Here is an 18,072-nt window from a genome sequence, read left to right as displayed (position 1 = left end):
ATTTTTTCCTTTTTATAATTATTTATACTTAATCACTTAACTGAAGTGACAACAATCCTACTACTAACAATTTTTTTCTTTCCTTATTTACCTCTCCTTCATTAAATTTATTTTAGCCTTGAAGTTACAAACCTAACTGCTAAAAATACAACAACAGAAAAGGCTATAATAACTGCTGCTACTGGTGCAGAGAAACTTAATCCATAACTATTAAATCTATCAAAAATCAAAACTGGTGTAGTCATTGGATGATAAACTAAGATTACTACTGCACCAAATTCTCCAAGTCCTCTACTCCACATCATCAATGCTCCATTAATAATGTCTTTTTTAGCATTGGGAATAGTGATTCTAAAAAATACAGAAATAGGACTAGCACCTAAAGTTCTTGCTACTTTTTCAAGTTTTACATCTACTTTTCTAAAACCATCTTTTGCACTATTAATTAAAAAAGGAGCAGATAAAAACATCATAGCAATCATAATTCCATATTCTGTTCCTACAAACTCAATTCCAAAAAACTTAAAGAAGTCCCCTAAAAAAGTATCTCCAAAAGTTGTAAGAAGAGCAATACCTGCTGCTGTATGAGGAATCATAATTGGTATATCAATAATTGATTCAATTAAACTTCTTCCAGGAAAGTTATATCTTGCAATAATATAAGCTAAAGGAAGTCCTGTTATTAAAACAAAAATCATTGCCCAAGCTGATACTTTCATTGTAAGCCAAATAGAAGCTAAAACCTCACCGTCTTTTATTGTTTCAAGTAGTTTATCGCTTCCAACTCCTACAAACATTTTTAAAATTGGTACACTTAAGAAAAAAACGATAATAAAAGCCAAGGCAATTAATAAAACTATAAATGATTTCTTTTGCATTAAATAAACCCTATATCTTTTTTATCAAAACCGATAAATACTCTATTTCCACCATTTGAGTAACAACCTTCATATTCTCTTTTTAATATTTTTATAAAAAATTGATGATTTTCAACATTTACAAAAACTTTATAGTGATCAACAACACCCATACAATCCTCTAAAGTACCTATAAAAGTGTAATCACAATTTGGTTTTTCTTTCTTAGAAACATGTATCATATTTGGATCAACAGAGAAAAATTTTGATGAGGAAGAAAAGCCTAATAAAGAAGAAGGAAATATATTTTTAAACCCTAAAAACTTTGCTACATCAATATTGGCAGGATGATTTAATACATCTTCACTTTTACCTACTTGTTGGATTTCTCCATTCATAATAATTGCTATTTTATCAGCTAAATAAGAAGCCTCTCTAAAGTTATGAGTTACATGAATAGTTGTTAAATCATACCTTCTATGAATATCTTTTAAACTTTTCATAATAGAGTTTCTAAAAGTTGGATCAATAGCACTTAAAGGCTCATCCAAAAGTAAAATTTTAGGTCTTGAAAACAAGGCTCTTGCTATTGCCACTCTTTGTTTTTCTCCTCCACTTAAATTTTCAATATCTCTTTTTAATAAGTTACCAAGTTTTAAAAAATCTACTAAATCATCAAATAACTCTTTTGAGTTATCTACCTTTTTATATTTAGATGAAAATTTAATATTTTTTTCTACATTTAAATTAGGGAAAAGTGCAAACTCTTGATACACAAAACCTATTTCCCTTTGCTCTGGATGTAGTTCTGAAATATCTTTATCTTTATATATTATCTTTCCAGTACTATCATTTAATCCAGCAATAGTTTCTAGAAGTCTTGTTTTCCCACTTCCACTTTGTCCTAAAAGTACAAAATATTCATTCTCTTCAATATTTAAATTCACATTATCAAGCACAAAATTATCTATTGTGCTTGATAAATTATCTAACTGTAAATAGCTCATTACTTTCCTATAATTGAAGCATCACCAGTTATTTTTGCAGGAGAAATTACTCCTTGCCCATTTTTCTTCATAATCTCTTGACCTTTTTCAGATAAAACAAAATTTACAAACTTAACAGCTCCTTCTTTATTTGCAGGAGATTTTTTATTTTGTGCTACTGTGATTCCATAAACCATTGCTCCACCAGTTTTAGTAATAAATGTTCCTGGTTTTTTACCATCAATATCAAATTTTGCAGTTTTATAGAATTTTGCATTTTCATTATCTTTTAAAGAAACTTCTTTAGGTAAAGTAATATATTTTAATCCATGTTGTTTGGCAACTGATTTATAAATATATAAATAGTCATATGCATTAGCTTCAATTAAACCTAAAAGGTCAGTCTCTTTTGGTCTTACGATAACTTTATTTTTATCTTCTTCACCTACTTTATAAGATTGTCCATATCCAAATAGTTTTTCATAAAAACCTGGAATTTTATAATGCTCTTCTGCTAATTTTGTAACTAAAATACTTCTATATCCACAAGGGTCCATATTTGGGTTTGAATGACCTACTTTAACACCATCTCTTAAAAAGATTTCTGGCCAATTATTTGAATTAATTTCATCTGCATATTTTGAACTTGGAGTAAAAGCAATTGCCATCTCATTTGTTGCAAACTGTGCATTAAATTTTGCATTATTAGGAACTAATAAATTATCAATTACCTTATAGTCTGCACTTGCCATAACATCTGCTGCTCTACCAATTTCTGATATTTTTCTAGCTGCTGCTCTACTTCCACTTGCTTCTCTTTGAACATCATATTCTGGATATTTTGCTTCAAACTCTTTTTCAATTTCAGAAAATGGAACTGCTAAACTTCCAGCGTGAAATACTACAATTTTCTCTTTTGCAACTAATGCTGATGCTAATACTGCACTTAATCCTAAACTTAATAATGTTTTCTTCATTTAAATCCTTCTTTTTTAATTAAATATATTTGTTTGTTCTTTTAAGTATGAACAATTGAACTTGATTACTTTTACACTATCACCTACACTTTGTAGTACCGTACTTTCGTCTGTTACAAGAATACAATTACTCTCATCAAGTACAGTAATCATTCCTGAGCCATATTTATTTTTTTTAGTTACTTTATATTCTCCTTTTTCACAAGTTCCTAGTACTACATTTACTCGTCCTGCTTTTGTTTTAAACTCTTCTTGATTTTTAGCTATTGTCACATCATGATAAATTAAGCTACTACCTTGAATTTTATTTAAAACTGGAATAGCAAAAAGATGCATATTTACCAATGCTGTAAGAGGGTTTCCTGGAAGACACATTACAAAAGTATTTTTCATTTTACCCATCATAATTGGACGACCTGGTTTTATATTTACTCCATGAAAAATTGTTTCTAATTCATTTTCTAAAAAGGCTTTTCCTATAAAATCAGCATCACCCATAGAAATACCACCAGTTGTGATAACAACATCATAAGTTGATAAATCTTTTACAAACTCAATTGACTCTTCTAAATTATCAGGAACTAAACCTGAATATACTGCTTTGAAACCTTTTTCTTGTAAAAAAGAAATAAGAGCATAAGAGTTACAGTTATAAATTTCATCTTCCTTTGCTTCTTCCCAAGGCTCTTTTAATTCATTTCCTGTTGAAACAACTGCAATTGATAGTTTTTTATATACTTCAACTTTAACAATTCCTTGAGAAGCTAGCACTGCAACTTTACTTGAAGTTATAACGTCAGCTTTTTCAAAAAGTAGTTCACCTAAAGCTTTTTCTTCACCTTTAAGTCTTAAAGAAGAACCTTTTTTTACTTCTTCTTTAATAGTTACTATATTTTCTTCAAAAGATACTACATCTTCAATAGGAATAATTGTATCTACATCACTTGGAACCTTTGCTCCTGTCATAATCTTATAGCACTCACCCTCTTGTAAACAAGCATCAACTGATTGTCCTGCAAATATCACTTTTTTTACTTTTAATGATTTTCCTGCATCACTTGCTTTTATTGCAAAACCATCCATTGCTGAGTTATTAAAAGATGGAAGATTTTTAACACAAGCTATATCCTTAGCTAGAACTCTTCCTAATGCTTCATCAATACTAACTACTTCAGTAAATTTTGTTACTGTTGCATTTTCTAATGCTTTTTGGATTGCTATATTAAAATCTAAAAATGTTTTCTTCATTAGCCTAACCTTTTTATTTGTCTATATTTTTTGCCTATTGCTTTTACTATTAAATTAATTTCATCACTTGTTAATTCATCTTTGAAACTTAAGCTTAAAGCCCATCTAGTTTCAAGCTCTTCGTAGCCCATTTCACTTAAAACTCTTGATGGCTTTGATAAACCTAAAGAACACCCTTCTCCATTTGTAACTAAAATTCCACCTAAAGCTAAAGAACGAATTATTTCCCTAGCTTTGATACCTTTTAAACCAAAATGAAGTGTATATTCTAAAGTTTCATTCGAATCAACAAAGAAGTAAATATCTTCGTTTAACTCTTCTTCTAAAGCTATTTGGAAATCTTTTTTATAATTAGTTTTGATAGTAAAGTTTTCAACTGCTTTTAAAATAGTTACAATAGAAGTAATATCAATAAGTGCTAAATATTGTTCTTCTAAAACTTCATTATGTAAAAGAATTGAAGAAAAAGAAAAACCAGTAAGTTTATATGCATCAAATATTGCAATATCACAAAAACTTACATCTAAAGTTGCACTTACATTTGAAATAATTTTTGCCCCTGATAACTCTTTTACTTTTTGTAAATCTACTTTTACATAAGTATCCATGATATATGAAGAGATAAAAGCATAATCACAATTTTTAATCTCATCATAATTTAATTGACCATTTTTCTTTAATGAAATAAATTCAATATCAAAACCTAAATCTTTGTATTTTTTTGCTGCATCAACTATTGCTTGACTTTCACCTTTAGAAACAATAATTTTTCCACCAAGTTTTATCATTAGACTTAAAAAACCATCTTCAGAAAAAGAGAATGAGTTTAAAGATTTAAAATTAAATCTCTTTTTAAAATCCTCTATAACAACTTGTGCTTCATCATTATCTTTTAAAGCTTGTAAAGAAAGTGTTTTATCAACTTCTATTTTATTTACGCTTGGATATTGAATAAAATTTAATTTATACATCTTCATTCTCTTTTGAACATTGAATAATGTTCTCTTTTTTTAAGAAAAGCTCTTTGAATTTTTCTTCTGAATATTTACTAACCTCTTCATTTAACTTTTTAAAGTTTTTTACTAACTCTTTAGCCTTTGGAGTTAAAGTTGTTCCCCCTGAATTTCTTCCTTTTGTAACAATTACTAGCTCATCATCTATATATTCTTGTAAAACTTTTATATGTGACCAAGCTTTTTTATAATTCATTCCTGCTCTTTTTGAGGCTTCAGATATTGAACCTGTTTCATCAATTAATTCTAGTATCTGAGTTTTTCCACCACCAAAAATAAGATTATGTTCATTGTCTTCTATCCAAATTTTAACTTTTGATTTCACGATGCCCCTTTCTTTCTCTAAAACATCCTAATTGACAATTTGTTACTTCTACATCACTGTTTTTCACTGTATTGCCCACTCTTCTTAAACTACTTTCTTGCGCTATATACCATAAGGTTTTACAAGAAACATCACTATCCTGTGTAAAGTTTTGTTTAATTTTGCTATAAATTGCACTCTCTGCATTTTGAAATTTAATTTTTCCAAAAACTCCAAGTTCACAATTTGTAATCTTTACATTTATACTTTTACAAGCATCTGACATTTCAATTGGTTTTACCCCAATTAGTCTTGCCACTTTAAAAGCCTTTAGACAAGATAGTCTTCCATTATCATCTAAATTTGATAAGATAAGTTCTTTTTGTGTTTCATCAAGATTGATTATATTTTGAAGTTTACCCATACTACACTCCTAGTACTCTACCAGAGTGTGTATAGATATTCATTTTCTTACCTCTTGCAAAACCAATAAGAGTAATTCCATGTTTATGTGCTGTTTGAACTCCTAAATATGTAGGAGCTGTTCTTGAAACAATTATTGGGATTCTATGCATAACTGCTTTTGTAACCATTTCTGAACTTAATCTTCCAGATACAAAAAGTACAGATTTTTTAGTTTCTAATCCTTGAAGTTTACATCTACCAATAGCTTTATCTATTGCATTATGTCTTCCAATATCTTCTGCTGTAACTGTTGTTCCATCAAGTAAATAAATCATTGCTTTATGTACACAACCAGTTAAATTATAAAGTTCGCTCTCTCTATAAAATATTTTAATCTCATCTAAAATTGTTTTAGGCTTGATATTAAAAGCTGTTTGATTAAAAGGAATTTCAAGGTTACCATCGGCAGTTCCAGTAACTCCACCTCCACAACCACTTGTAAGTGTTTTTTCTTTATAAAGATTTTGTAAAGAGTTTTCATCAATCTTCGCTTTAACATCAACTCTTAAACCATCTTCACTTACTTCAAGGCTTTCAATATCTTCAATTCCTGAGATAACATTCTCACTCATTAAAAAACCAATTGCATGGGCATCTTGATCTTTTGGAATACACATCATAGATATGGTTTTTTCTCCATTTAAATACAAATTTAGACGTGATTCTTCTATTGTCACATCTTCAATTTCAGTTGCTTCATTTTCTATAAGTTTGTCTATTACTACTGTTTTTAAATATTTTGTGTTGTCCATATCTTTCTCTTCTTAATATGCTAATCTAGCATATTTTAATTTTATAATTTCTTTTAAAACTGGAAGAAATTTCCAGATAAAGAAACAAATTCTAAAATAAGCAACGAGTTGCTTTTAAATTTAATATGCTAATTCTGCATATTATAAATTAAATAGAAAAAGCAACCTAGTTTCCCTAAAGGAAACTTAGATGCTAATTCTATTTTCTTAAATCCTCTTCTTCTAGAACATCAGGTCTTAATTGTTCTAGATACTCAACTGGTAATTTTCCTGTTATAACTCCAGGAATATATCCTTTAACAGATATAAAATAAGAATAAACTGTTTCAAGCGTAAAGAATGAAATAATCGCACTTCCCATAAAATGGAAGAAAAGAATAAATCTTTTAAGTTGAATAGTCTCAGCATGAGTTGAAGCATCTGGGAATAACCACCAAATGATAAATCCACTTACAACTAATGTTGAACCAAATGCTACATACATATAGTAATTGATTCTATCCATATGCTTATATTTTCCTCTTAAGAAAATCTTATTCCAAATCTTTGAACTTGGTCTTACAAAAAATTTGTGGTCTTTAAATGCGATAATAGTCATTATTGCCCATACAGGAATCCAACCAACTCCTACTACCTCATGTGTTGCCCTCATTAATCTTGCAAGTTCTCCACCACCAGTCCAGTTACCAAATGTAATTGAAAAACCAGTGATAAATAAATAAATCATAATTACGATGTTAAGTAAGATAACTACTCTTTGAAAAACAGAATATACTCTTACTTTATCACTTTTTCTTGTGATTTTTGCTTGTTTTCTTCCCTTTGCAATTATAAACATAGTTAGAAAAATGAAGAATTCAACAGTAAATACTATTGGAAGTAAATGCTGTCTTTCTTCAAAAGCTCTAATTACTTCAGGTGCAATTGCATCGTATTCTGGTCCAAACAGTGCTACTTCCATTTGCTCATATCTAGTTAAAGATTCAAAAGGAACAACCTGCCCAGTAAAATTACCCTGTGCTATTTGTAACAAAAAATTGTAAACATAACTAATGTCTGCAATTGTTGCTAACCAAAAATACCAATATGTTAAAAGGACGAATAACAGACCTATTAATAAATAGGCCTTGTATTCGCTAAGAAAACTTTTATTTTCCATATGCTTTATCCCATCCGTAAGGCATAGATTGTGCACCATGACCAAAAGATAGAACTCTTTCTCTATAAATATTAGATACAGACTCAGAATCCCCTACTAATAAGGCCTTAGTTGAACACATCGCAGCACACACTGGAACTTTTCCTTCTGATATTCTGTTTTGACCATATAGTTCTCTTTCATGTTCACTATTAGTCTCATCAGGTCCACCTGCACACATTGTACATTTATCCATTACACCTTTTGTTCCAAATGCTCCATCTTTTGGGAACTGTGGAGCTCCAAAAGGACAAGCATATAAACAATATGAACAACCAATACATTTATTTTTATCATGTAAAACGATTCCATCTTCTCTGATATAAAAACAATCAACTGGACATACTTGTTCACAAGGTGCATCAGTACAATGCATACAAGCTACAGAAAGAGAAAATTCCTCCCCTAGCTTACCTTCGTTTACTGTTATTACTTTTCTTCTAGAAATTTCTACTGGTAACTCGTGAGCTTCGGCACAAGCAACAGAACAGCCATCACAATGAATACATCTGTGTTCATCGCAATAAAATTTCATTCTTGAATAATCTAAATTATTACTACTCATGTTGCTTCTCCTATGCTCTTTCTATTCTACATAAACCACCTTTTGTTTCAGGGATTTGAGTAACAATATCATAACCATAGTTAGTTACAGTATTCGCACTTTCTCCCCATGCAAAAGGTTTTGTACCATCTGGGAAATTATGAGTATAATCAACACCTTCCATTACACCTGCAAAGTGGAATGGTAAGAATACTCTATCCTCAGATACACTAAATGAATATTTAGCTTTAACTTTAATCTTAGTTCCTTGAGGTGAATGAATCCACATCATAGAACCATCTCTAATTCCATGTCTTCCTGCAAGTTCTGGATGAATATCACAGAACATCTCTGGAGTTAATTTAGCAAGATACTTAGATGCTCTATTCTCAATACCAGCACCATTCATATTTACAAGTCTTCCTGTAACTAAGTTAATTGGGAAGTCTTTTGCCCAATCTTGTTCAGTTTGCTCACTTATATATCTTGTATCAACTCTATAATGATCTTTTTTATCAGCAAAATTTGGATATTTCTTAGTTAAATCTGTTCTTGGAGAGTGTAATGGCTCTCTATGTACTGGGATTTTATCCGCAAATGTCCATACAACAGCTCTTGCTCTAGCATTTCCATAAGGAGCAATTCCTCTTTCTATACTTTTTTCAGCAATTATATCTGAAGTATCAACTTTCCAGTTTTTACCTATTCTTTTCTTTTCATCTTCTGTTAGTTTGATACCAAGTATCTCTTCAATGTTATCCCTAGTAATTTCTGGGTAACCATCTTTGAAGAATGAATCTCTTGGAGCAGAACCTTTTCCTGCAAGTTGAGAAACACCATTGTACTCAAGTCCAAATCTATTTCTGAATCCCATACCTCCATCTCTAACACTTCTATTAATGTTATAAAGAATAGGAGATCCACCGTGACTTTTAGTCCAACAAGGCCAAGGTAAACCATAGTATTCACCAGCCATCTCACCATAACCTCTAAGACTAACTTCATCAAACATATGCCAATTTTTTTGATGCTTTTTAAGTCTTTCTGCAGTCCAACCTGTAAGACCAATAGTCTTAATAGTTCTAGCAATTTCATTTGTAGCATCTTCTGGCCAAGTGAAGTTTTCACCTTTACCCATACCTGCAACAAACTCTTTATAGAATCCAAGTCTTTTTGCTAATTCAAACATAATATCATGGTCAGTTTTAGACTCATACATTGGCTCAACTATTTTATCTCTCCATTGTGCTGATCTGTTTGTAGCAGTTACAGAACCACTTGTTTCAAACTGAGTTGCACCTGGTAAAATATAAACATCATCTTGCTTATCAGTAATAATTGCACCTTCATTTACGAATGGGTCAACAAATACTGCAAGTTCTAAGTTATCTAAAGCCTCTTTTATTTTCTTTTGTTGTGCAATAGATGTAATACCATTTGCCATAACAAATAAAGCTTTTAAGTTTGTACCTGCATTGTGAATTGCATCTTCACCAGGATTTCCACCTAGTACTCCAGCCCACCATCTAGCAAGAGTGAAACCTTTTTTACCCATCCATTCAGGAGATTTAAATCTACCTTGTAGCCAATCAAAATCAACATTCCATGATGATGCAAAATATTTCCATGAACCTTCACTTAATCCATAGTACCCTGGTAATGTGTGTGATAAACAACACATATCTGTAGCACCTTGAACATTATCATGTCCTCTTAGGATATTACATCCTCCACCTTCTTCACCCATGTTTCCAAGAGCAAGTTGTAAGATAGGAGCCATTCTTGTGTTTGATGATCCATTTGTATGTTGAGTAAGTCCCATTGCCCAAATAAGTGTTCCTGGAGTATTTTGAGCATACACTTTTGTAATTTGCTCAATAAGCTCTGCTTTAACACCTGTAACATCAGCAACTTTTTCAATAGGCCATTTTGCAGCCTCTTTTTTAATCTCTTCCATACCAAACACTCTAGATTTAACGAACTCTAAATTGTCCCATCCATTTTTAAAGATAAGATTTAACATTCCATACATAAATGGAATATCAGTTCCTGGTCTAATTTGTGCGAAGTAATCAGCTTTTGCAGCTGTTTTTGTATATCTTGGGTCTATAACTATAATTTGTGCATTATTTCTTTCTTTTGCTTTTAAGAAATGTTGGAATCCTACAGGGTGATTAACCGCTGGATTCGCACCAAATATAATTATTGCTTTAGAATTTTGAATATCTCCTAAAGAATTTGTCATAGCACCATAACCCCATGTATTTGCCACACCGGCAACTGTTGAGCTATGTCAAATTCTAGCTTGGTGATCTATATTATTCGTTCCAAACATTGCAGCGAATTTTCTAAAATAGTAAGATTGCTCTGTACCAAATTTCGCTGACCCTAAAAACATTGCAGAATCTGGACCATCTGTTTTTCTTAAAGATTCAAGCTTATTAGCGATATTATCTAATGCTTCATCCCAAGAAATTCTTTGCCATTTTCCTGCTCTTTTTACCATTGGGTGTTTAAGTCTAACTTCTGATCTAACCATATCAATCATATCAGCACCTTTACAGCAGTGCCCACCAAGTGATACCGGGTGATCTTGAGCTACTTCTTGTCTTACCCATACACCATTTTGTACTTCTGCCATAATACCACAACCAACAGAACAAGCAGTACAAATAGATTTAACCATTTTTGAACCAGGGAAAGGATTTTTAATCTCTTCCTCAGTAGCTTGTCTTGTAGCAGTAGTACTAGCAAAAGATGACGTAACACCAAATGCAGTAGCTACAGCAGCCATTTTCATAAATGACCGTCTACCAACTTTTGCATTCAGAGTTTCATATGTGTTAGCTGACATATGCTTCTCCTACCATCATTTGATTTATTTTGCGTTCTTGTAATATTCTTCCCAAGTCGCAGTTTTTTTATAAAGGATCTCTTTTTTTCTTGAAGTACCCTTCACAACACCATTATTTGAATCACCTTGATACGATGAATTACCAGTAGCAGCCAATACGCTAGTTCCTGCAGCTACTGCTGCTCCAGCTGTAACAATTGCAGTTTTTTTAGCGAAATCTCTTCTGCTTTGTTGCATGACTGACCTCCTTATAGAAATTAAGCCCCGATTAAGAGACTTTATAAAAAAAGCAAAGCTTTCTTTATAAAATCTCCTAACAAAGGCTAGTCTTTTTTTTAGATATTACTTTCTACATCATATGCAATATCAATAGGACAAGCTTCTTCTTTTGGACCTTGTGCCTTTAACGCTTTATTTCTTGCTCTTCTTTCTTTTTCTTCTTCTGAGATATCTTCATCTTTATCTGCAGTTGGCGTTTTTATAACTTTTTCTTTTGGAATAGGTTTTGAAACTTCAAGATAAAGTCTTTCAAATTCTATAAAAGAGTGAAGAACTACCATTAATTCTTTATATACAATTGCTTTATCATGTTCATAAAGTTCTTTTGCAAACTCATCAATAAAGTCATTTAAAATCTGCGCAAAAATACAATGAACTGTATTTTCATACTCTTTTTCACCTTGTGCAATTAAATCAGTAAGTTGTGCCATTAAAGAAAAAATAAATCCAACTGAATCTTCATATTCATGATATTTTTTTTCATTTCTTCTTAATTTTGTTTTTCCAACAAAGTTAATCATTTCAACTCTTTTTTTACCAGATTCAACACCTTCATCATAGTATGAAGCTGTTGTTCTAATATTCTTAGAAGTTGGACTATGAAATATTTCATCATACTCTTGAAGAAGTGTTACATTTGAACTTGAATCAAGTAACTCATTAATCTTTTCTAAAGCATTTCCTGAATTTGTATCAAGGGGACTTTTCTTTAGAATATCAACTAATTTAACTAACTCTAAATAGTTCTGCACATCTGATGCAGGAACAAAAAAGTTTGCAAATAAGTTGTAATATAAAGCCCTTGCTTTATTTATTGCTTGATTATCTTGCATTTGCCATTCCTTCTTTTTTTTGATCAAAATAGTTTTGCATCATAATTTTTGGTTTACAATCTGCACAACAATATAAAGATCTCTCTTTAACAGGATCACTTGCAAAGATAGGTCCCATCATAGTGGCTATTTTTTCAATTGATTTTGTTGTTGCAAACTCTTTTCCACACTCTACACATGCAAAAAGCTCATCTTGTGCTAAAACATTCTCTTTAAACCATGATGGAGTTAACTTAATAACATCTCTTTCAATAGTTAAACAATCTGCTTCTGGACATGAAACTTCACAGTAACCACATGAAGTACATAAAGAAGGATTTAATCTTAGTGTATTGTCGGATGCATCAGCTTGTAATGCATCCACGTTACAGGCTCCTACACAAACTAAACAAAGAGTACATTTATCTTCATTTACTTTTACAAGTCCATAATGTACATGCTCACCTGTTTTAACTTCACCTAAATCATCATCTGACACAATTCGTTGTAATCTATGAGAAAAAACTTCTCTTTTTTTAAGTCCATCTTGATTAAAGTTAAAGTGAGAGTTTTCTATAAATGCTACTTTTTCTAAAGCTAGCTTTAACTCTTCTTCATTCATTGCAACTATAATTGCATCTTTTCCATATTTACTTTGATAAATATCATTTACAATTCTGATTGCATCTCCACTTCCTTTTGATATAAAATCAGTATAGAAAATAAGTTGAGAACCAGAGATTTGAGCTATTGTTAATAAAGTAGATTCATCTAAGAATTTTTCACCGTCAATTGCAAAAGGTAAAACATTTTCTTTTATTTCAATATCTAAATTTGCAATATTCATTTTTTGAGGAACTATTAGAGGATGAGTATCTTCATAAAGTTCTGCCATTTCAAAAATAGAGTTTCTTGAAGTTGGTGCATAATCAATTGCCCCACTAGGACAAACAGAAACACATCCACCACAACCATGGCAATCTATTTGTGAAAACTCTAAATGCTTTTTAGAATCGTCTTTTACAATAGCAACTGTAGGACATACTTCTTCACATTTAGAACAGATTTCTTCTCTTCTTTCATGATATTGACAAATTGTTTTATCATATGTAGTAAATTTTCTATATTCATAATTAGTTATATTTTGTCTTATTGTTGCTAATACATCATCAATTGAGCTTTTTAGTGGGTCAAAACAACCACTTTGTTTTAATCCTAACTCTTTTTCATCAAACCAAATAATTTGATCTACTCTTAACTCAATATCTTCACCGTCATCATCTACAATAACTGTTAAGTTACCAATATGACCATTAATATCTTTAATAATGTCTTCATTTACATGAAATAAGTTAAATTCATCAGGAACCATAGATTTTAAAACTTGTTTCTTTTGCTCATCATCACAAACTAATAATACACCATTTGATACTTCTTGATTAAATGTGATATCTTTTGCATTATCAAATCTAATTGCATTTACTTCATAAAGTTTTTCTACATTTTTAATTTTATTTGCTAAAGAGTCTTGAGAGTTTTTTATATAAAAATCTATTTCATCAGCCACAAGCTCTGCATGAGTACCTATTGTATTTGATACAATATATTCATTTTGAGGGATATCTGATAAACTTTGAGTTACAAAAATTGTTTCAGGTAATGGAAATTCTATTCCATCTTTGTTATAATATATAAATTCCTGCATAACCTATGCCTTTTGGTAAAGAATATTTTACTTTATTCTATTAGCTTAAAACTTATATGAAACTTAAAAGGTTAAATATAGTTTACCTATTTTAAAAAACTGTTACCTTTTCGTAAAAGTTATTTGACTGTTATGCTATAATCTTAAAAAAATATAGGATTTTATTTGATAAAATATATTTCAGTATTTATTTTAATATTTATTTTAAGCTATTATAAATTAAATAAAAATGAATTTAATGAAGACACTTTATATTTAGGAACTTCACTTCCAAAAACAGGTATTATGAAAGCAGTAGGTCATAATGTATATGTTGGAGCTAATGCTTATTTTAACTATGCAAATGAAATGAAGCTTCTTCCTAATAATAAAAAAATCAAACTTCTTTGGTATGATGATAAATATGAACCTGAACTAACAAAAGAAAATCTTGCGAAACTTGTTGACAATAATAGAATTTTTGCTCTTTTTGGTTTTGTAGGAACACCTACTGTTAAAAATATTATACCTGAGCTTACTAAACTTGAAATTCCTTTTATTGCACCTTTTTCTGGAGCATCATTTTTAAGAAACAAACAACTTGATAATTTTATTAATTTTAGAAGTTCTTATCAAGAAGAGATAGATAAAATTGTTAACTATCTATATGAGAAAAAAGGTATAGATAAATTTGCAGTTTTTTATCAAAATGATACTTTTGGAGAAGAAGGGTATGTTTCTTTGATTAAATCTTTAAAGAAAAAGAACTTAGATATTCAAGGTGAAGGAATGTATAAAAGAAATACTCTTTCTATTAGGCATGCCTTTTTAGAAATTAAATCCCATAATCCTCAAGCAATAATCATGATTGGAGCATATGAAGCAAATGCACATTTTATCAAAAAAGCAAAAGAGGATGAAAGCTTTAAAGATACTATTTTTTGTAACATCTCTTTTGGCGATGCAAATGAGATGGTAAATGAACTTAATAACTCAACTTCTAATATTTTATTTTCACAAGTTGTTCCACCCTATTATGACAACAGAATAAGAATAGTTGCAGAATATAGAAATATCATGAAAAAGTATTTTCCTAAAGAACCATTAGGATTTGTATCTTTAGAATCTTTTTTAGCTGCTAAAACTACTGTTGAAGCTATAAAAAGAATAAATGGAGATATTACACAAGCTAAGTTTTTAAAAGCAATTAAAACTATTCCTAATAATGTACTAAAGGGTATAAAAATTGAATATAAAAATCATCAATTATTAAATAATGTATATTTATTTAAATATAAAAACCATACCTTTGAAGAGATAAAATATGATTAAAAAAATTTGGTCTTACTTCGACGATTTACCATTTTCTTACAAAACCTCTATTTTAATATTTATTATTACAGGGGGAATGATTTCTATTATCATACTTTCACAAATATCGATTTATACTTTAAAAAATGACTTTGATATCCTTTTTGAGAAAAGAACAAAACCTATTATTAAATTAGAAAAAATCAAAGATACTTATAAAATAAATATTTACGATACTCTTTATGATATACAGAAAAATAATATCTCTATACAACAATCAAAAGAGATAATTCTCTTAGGGCAACAACTTATTAATAAGAACTGGCATACTTATTTAAAAACTTCAAAAAATGCAAACTTTAAAAAATCATATGTAACAAGAAAAATTAATGAACTTTTTGGAGTAAGCTATAATTCTACAAGCCAGATTTTACAAGATAGTATTATTTCAAATATTGATGATAAAATTTTAGAGCTACATAAAAAAATACAAAAAGCAGTAAAACTTTTAGAAAATGGTCAATCAATAGAAACATCAGACTTAATTAATGAAATATATTTTGAAATAAATTCAATTAATATCTATATTACAAATCTTTCTAACTATGATTTAACCTTGGCAATTAGCGAAAGAAGAGAAACATTAAAAACTTTTAGTACTCTAACAACTGTATTAAATATCTCAATTGTATTTGTATTTTTGTTTTCAATTATTTTATCAACTCTTTTAATTAACAACTTTAGAAAACTTCACTTTAGGCTTGAAGATGCCGTTGATGAAAAAACAAAAGAGTTACAAGAACTTAATGATTATCTTGAAGTTAAAATCCAAAAAGAAGTTGCAAACTCTAGAAAAAAAGATTTAATAATGTTCCAACAATCTAAGCTTGCTTCACTTGGTGAAATGCTTGGAAATATAGCCCACCAATGGAGACAGCCTTTAGGTTCTTTGATGATGATTATTCAATCTTTTCAAACAAAAATGGAACTTGGAAAACTATCTTTTGAATTTGTTGAACAAAAAACAGAAGATGCAATCTTACTTGCTGAAAGTATGTCAAATACCCTAGAGGATTTTCAAAACTTCTTTAGTCCAAATAAAGACAAATCTTCTTTTAGTTTAAAAAAATGTTTAGAACACTCAATTGAACTTTCTAAATATATTTTAGAAAAGGACAATATCAACTTAAGGTTGATTGTAGAAAAAGATCTAAAAATATATGGTTTTTATAATGAATTATCTCATGTTTTTTTAAATATAATCTCTAATTCTAAAGATGCTTTAAAAAATTTAGTTAAAGATAGATATATTAAGATTGTTGTTAAAGAACACAAAGATTACGCAAGAATAAATATCTATGACAATGGTGGAGGAATAGATGAAACTATCCTTCCTCAAATTTTTGAGCCATATTATACAACTAAATACAAAAGTGCAGGAACAGGTATTGGACTTTATATGTCTAAGCAAATTATTGAAAGACATATGAATGGAAATATAAAATGTAAGAATGTTTTTAATAAAATAGATGGATACAATTTAGAACATGGTGCACTATTTATTATAGATATACCACTTGATACAAAAACAGAAGGAAAAGATTGATGTCAGAAAGAGACCTTAATATTCTAAATAAGTTTAATATTCTTTATTTAGAGGATGACAAATCACTATTAACACACACAAAAGATATACTTGATGATTTTGTTGCAAATGTTTATGCAGTAAATACTTCAAAAGAAGCTTTAGAAATACTTGAGTGTAAAAAAGTTGACCTTATTATTTCTGATATTCTATTAGAAGAGGAAAATGGAATTGATTTTTTAAGAAGTTTAAAAGAGGAAGAAAGAACTATTCCAACAATTTTAACAACTGCACATACTGATACAAAATATCTTTTAGATGCAATTAAATTAAAAGTAGAGAACTATATTGTAAAACCTATAAATATAAAAGAACTTCTAAATACTTTGCATGATGTACTTTTTCCAATTGTTCAATCACAAGAAATAGAAAAGAATTCAAATATTATTAAAACTATCTCTGCTATAACAGATAGTAAACAAGTAGATGTTGTAAAATATATTATTAGTAATTTAGATAAAAAAAATCAACTTCATGCTTCTTATAGTGATATTATGAATGAAATTTGTATTTCTAAACCAACACTAATTAAACTTTTTAAAGATTTAGCTGCAAAAGATATTCTTACAAAAGTTGCACATAAAACATACACGTTTAATGAAAAAGCATTAGACTTAATATAAAAGGAAAAAATTGAAAATTGATATTACAAAAATTGCAAATGCAATTTTATATATGATTGAAAAAGATGTAAAACATCTAAATGACAGAAAGGTAGCTATTCTACTTTTTTTAATGGATTTTGAACACCAAAAGAAAACTGGTGAAAAAATATTTAATGAAGAATATATAAAAGATAAAAGAAATCCTGAGCCAGTTGTTATTAGTGAGATATTTGATATTATTGCAAATAGTGAAGACCTAGATGAAGAAGATGAGAGACTTTATATTATTCAAGAGTTACTTGACTATTTGGATATTGAAGTTCTTACAAAAGATAAGTTTATAGAACTAAAATTTATAAAAATGGAAGAAGAGTTTGATAAATCACTTTTTACAAGAAAAGAGATAAATAGTATTGAAGCTGTTATTGAGAAATATGGTGAAGATACAGCAAGAAAAGTTGCTAATGCAACATTTAAAATTCAAAAAGTTAGAGATACTGCTTTAAATGAAGTAATTATCTAAAAATTAAATAAGAAG

Annotated in this window: 18 protein-coding genes; 4 read left to right on the top strand and 14 right to left on the bottom strand. The window is 29.4% G+C overall.

The annotated features are described in order from the left end of the window. Positions 1-107 precede the first annotated feature (107 nt). The 14 genes from CRV01_RS06680 to CRV01_RS06610 form a co-directional block, all read right to left on the bottom strand. Entirely contained in the window at positions 108-878 is a 771-nt protein-coding gene (locus tag CRV01_RS06680; protein WP_129007400.1) for an ABC transporter permease, read from the bottom strand. Next, positions 878-1,864 carry an ABC transporter ATP-binding protein gene (locus tag CRV01_RS06675; protein ID WP_129007399.1) on the bottom strand — a complete coding sequence of 329 codons (987 nt, stop codon included), beginning with the start codon at positions 1,862-1,864 and terminating at the stop codon, positions 878-880. The genes CRV01_RS06680 and CRV01_RS06675 overlap by 1 nt, the downstream gene beginning before the upstream one ends. Continuing rightward, on the bottom strand, positions 1,864-2,820 hold the full coding sequence (gene wtpA, locus CRV01_RS06670; RefSeq protein WP_129007398.1) for a tungstate ABC transporter substrate-binding protein WtpA: 957 nt from the start codon (positions 2,818-2,820) through the stop codon (positions 1,864-1,866). The genes CRV01_RS06675 and wtpA overlap by 1 nt, the downstream gene beginning before the upstream one ends. Before the next feature lie 15 nt (positions 2,821-2,835). Next, complete coding sequence (locus CRV01_RS06665) at positions 2,836-4,068, bottom strand: molybdopterin molybdotransferase MoeA (RefSeq protein ID WP_129007397.1); 1,233 nt, start codon at positions 4,066-4,068, stop codon at positions 2,836-2,838. Then, complete coding sequence (locus tag CRV01_RS06660; RefSeq protein WP_129007396.1) at positions 4,068-5,039, bottom strand: cysteine desulfurase; 972 nt, start codon at positions 5,037-5,039, stop codon at positions 4,068-4,070. Before CRV01_RS06660 ends, CRV01_RS06665 begins: the two co-directional genes overlap by 1 nt. Further along, positions 5,032-5,406, bottom strand: coding sequence for a winged helix-turn-helix domain-containing protein (locus CRV01_RS06655; RefSeq protein WP_129007395.1), 375 nt, complete (start codon positions 5,404-5,406; stop codon positions 5,032-5,034). Before CRV01_RS06655 ends, CRV01_RS06660 begins: the two co-directional genes overlap by 8 nt. Then, positions 5,390-5,809, bottom strand: a complete 420-nt coding sequence (locus tag CRV01_RS06650) for a ModE family transcriptional regulator (RefSeq protein ID WP_129007394.1) — start codon at positions 5,807-5,809, stop codon at positions 5,390-5,392. Before CRV01_RS06650 ends, CRV01_RS06655 begins: the two co-directional genes overlap by 17 nt. Before the next feature lies 1 nt (position 5,810). Continuing rightward, positions 5,811-6,602, bottom strand: a complete 792-nt coding sequence (gene fdhD, locus CRV01_RS06645) for a formate dehydrogenase accessory sulfurtransferase FdhD (protein WP_129007393.1) — start codon at positions 6,600-6,602, stop codon at positions 5,811-5,813. A 199-nt stretch (positions 6,603-6,801) separates the two neighbouring features. Further along, positions 6,802-7,761 carry a cytochrome b/b6 domain-containing protein gene (locus CRV01_RS06640; protein ID WP_258238336.1) on the bottom strand — a complete coding sequence of 320 codons (960 nt, stop codon included), beginning with the start codon at positions 7,759-7,761 and terminating at the stop codon, positions 6,802-6,804. Next, complete coding sequence (gene fdh3B, locus CRV01_RS06635) at positions 7,751-8,365, bottom strand: formate dehydrogenase FDH3 subunit beta (protein ID WP_129007392.1); 615 nt, start codon at positions 8,363-8,365, stop codon at positions 7,751-7,753. The genes CRV01_RS06640 and fdh3B overlap by 11 nt, the downstream gene beginning before the upstream one ends. Before the next feature lie 10 nt (positions 8,366-8,375). Next, positions 8,376-11,198 (bottom strand): formate dehydrogenase subunit alpha, encoded by a 2,823-nt coding sequence (locus CRV01_RS06630; protein ID WP_258238335.1) that lies wholly within the window; start codon positions 11,196-11,198, stop codon positions 8,376-8,378. A 24-nt stretch (positions 11,199-11,222) separates the two neighbouring features. After that, the gene (locus CRV01_RS06620; protein WP_129007390.1) at positions 11,223-11,435 is read right to left on the bottom strand and encodes a Tat pathway signal protein; all 213 of its coding nucleotides are present in this window, start codon (positions 11,433-11,435) and stop codon (positions 11,223-11,225) included. A 98-nt stretch (positions 11,436-11,533) separates the two neighbouring features. Next, a complete protein-coding gene (locus tag CRV01_RS06615) occupies positions 11,534-12,310 on the bottom strand; it encodes a molecular chaperone (protein WP_129007389.1) in 777 nt (258 codons plus the stop codon). After that, on the bottom strand, positions 12,300-13,994 hold the full coding sequence (locus CRV01_RS06610; protein ID WP_129007388.1) for a 4Fe-4S binding protein: 1,695 nt from the start codon (positions 13,992-13,994) through the stop codon (positions 12,300-12,302). Before CRV01_RS06610 ends, CRV01_RS06615 begins: the two co-directional genes overlap by 11 nt. Before the next feature lie 165 nt (positions 13,995-14,159). Here CRV01_RS06610 and CRV01_RS06605 point away from each other — a divergent pair, with 165 nt between their 5' ends. The 4 genes from CRV01_RS06605 to CRV01_RS06590 are packed head-to-tail and all read left to right on the top strand — an operon-like array spanning position 14,160 to position 18,057. Next, positions 14,160-15,305: an ABC transporter substrate-binding protein gene (locus CRV01_RS06605; protein WP_129007387.1), complete on the top strand. Its 1,146-nt coding sequence runs from the start codon at positions 14,160-14,162 to the stop codon at positions 15,303-15,305. Then, the gene (locus CRV01_RS06600) at positions 15,298-16,890 is read left to right on the top strand and encodes a sensor histidine kinase (protein ID WP_129007386.1); all 1,593 of its coding nucleotides are present in this window, start codon (positions 15,298-15,300) and stop codon (positions 16,888-16,890) included. The genes CRV01_RS06605 and CRV01_RS06600 overlap by 8 nt, the downstream gene beginning before the upstream one ends. Continuing rightward, a complete protein-coding gene (locus CRV01_RS06595) occupies positions 16,890-17,552 on the top strand; it encodes a response regulator (RefSeq protein ID WP_129007385.1) in 663 nt (220 codons plus the stop codon). The genes CRV01_RS06600 and CRV01_RS06595 overlap by 1 nt, the downstream gene beginning before the upstream one ends. 10 nt (positions 17,553-17,562) lie before the next feature. Then, on the top strand, positions 17,563-18,057 hold the full coding sequence (locus CRV01_RS06590) for a type II toxin-antitoxin system antitoxin SocA domain-containing protein (RefSeq protein WP_129007384.1): 495 nt from the start codon (positions 17,563-17,565) through the stop codon (positions 18,055-18,057). Positions 18,058-18,072: the final 15 nt, after the last annotated feature.

The organism is Arcobacter sp. CECT 8983 (genome assembly GCF_004118855.1).
In the GTDB taxonomy this organism is placed as follows: Bacteria; Campylobacterota; Campylobacteria; order Campylobacterales; family Arcobacteraceae; genus Halarcobacter.
Note: the sequence above shows the minus strand (reverse complement) of the source record. Positions and strands in the feature narration are given on the sequence as shown.

Excerpts from the sequence above, each read along its gene's own strand:
- CRV01_RS06680 (WP_129007400.1), bottom strand. The coding sequence starts at position 878 with ATGCAAAAGAAATCATTTATAGTTTTATTAATTGCCTTGGCTTTTATT.
- CRV01_RS06675 (WP_129007399.1), bottom strand. The coding sequence starts at position 1,864 with ATGAGCTATTTACAGTTAGATAATTTATCAAGCACAATAGATAATTTT.
- wtpA (WP_129007398.1), bottom strand. The coding sequence starts at position 2,820 with ATGAAGAAAACATTATTAAGTTTAGGATTAAGTGCAGTATTAGCATCA.
- CRV01_RS06665 (WP_129007397.1), bottom strand. The coding sequence starts at position 4,068 with ATGAAGAAAACATTTTTAGATTTTAATATAGCAATCCAAAAAGCATTA.
- CRV01_RS06660 (WP_129007396.1), bottom strand. The coding sequence starts at position 5,039 with ATGTATAAATTAAATTTTATTCAATATCCAAGCGTAAATAAAATAGAA.
- CRV01_RS06650 (WP_129007394.1), bottom strand. The coding sequence starts at position 5,809 with ATGGGTAAACTTCAAAATATAATCAATCTTGATGAAACACAAAAAGAA.
- fdhD (WP_129007393.1), bottom strand. The coding sequence starts at position 6,602 with ATGGACAACACAAAATATTTAAAAACAGTAGTAATAGACAAACTTATA.
- CRV01_RS06640 (WP_258238336.1), bottom strand. The coding sequence starts at position 7,761 with ATGGAAAATAAAAGTTTTCTTAGCGAATACAAGGCCTATTTATTAATA.
- fdh3B (WP_129007392.1), bottom strand. The coding sequence starts at position 8,365 with ATGAGTAGTAATAATTTAGATTATTCAAGAATGAAATTTTATTGCGAT.
- CRV01_RS06620 (WP_129007390.1), bottom strand. The coding sequence starts at position 11,435 with ATGCAACAAAGCAGAAGAGATTTCGCTAAAAAAACTGCAATTGTTACA.
- CRV01_RS06615 (WP_129007389.1), bottom strand. The coding sequence starts at position 12,310 with ATGCAAGATAATCAAGCAATAAATAAAGCAAGGGCTTTATATTACAAC.
- CRV01_RS06610 (WP_129007388.1), bottom strand. The coding sequence starts at position 13,994 with ATGCAGGAATTTATATATTATAACAAAGATGGAATAGAATTTCCATTA.
- CRV01_RS06600 (WP_129007386.1), top strand. The coding sequence starts at position 15,298 with ATGATTAAAAAAATTTGGTCTTACTTCGACGATTTACCATTTTCTTAC.
- CRV01_RS06595 (WP_129007385.1), top strand. The coding sequence starts at position 16,890 with ATGTCAGAAAGAGACCTTAATATTCTAAATAAGTTTAATATTCTTTAT.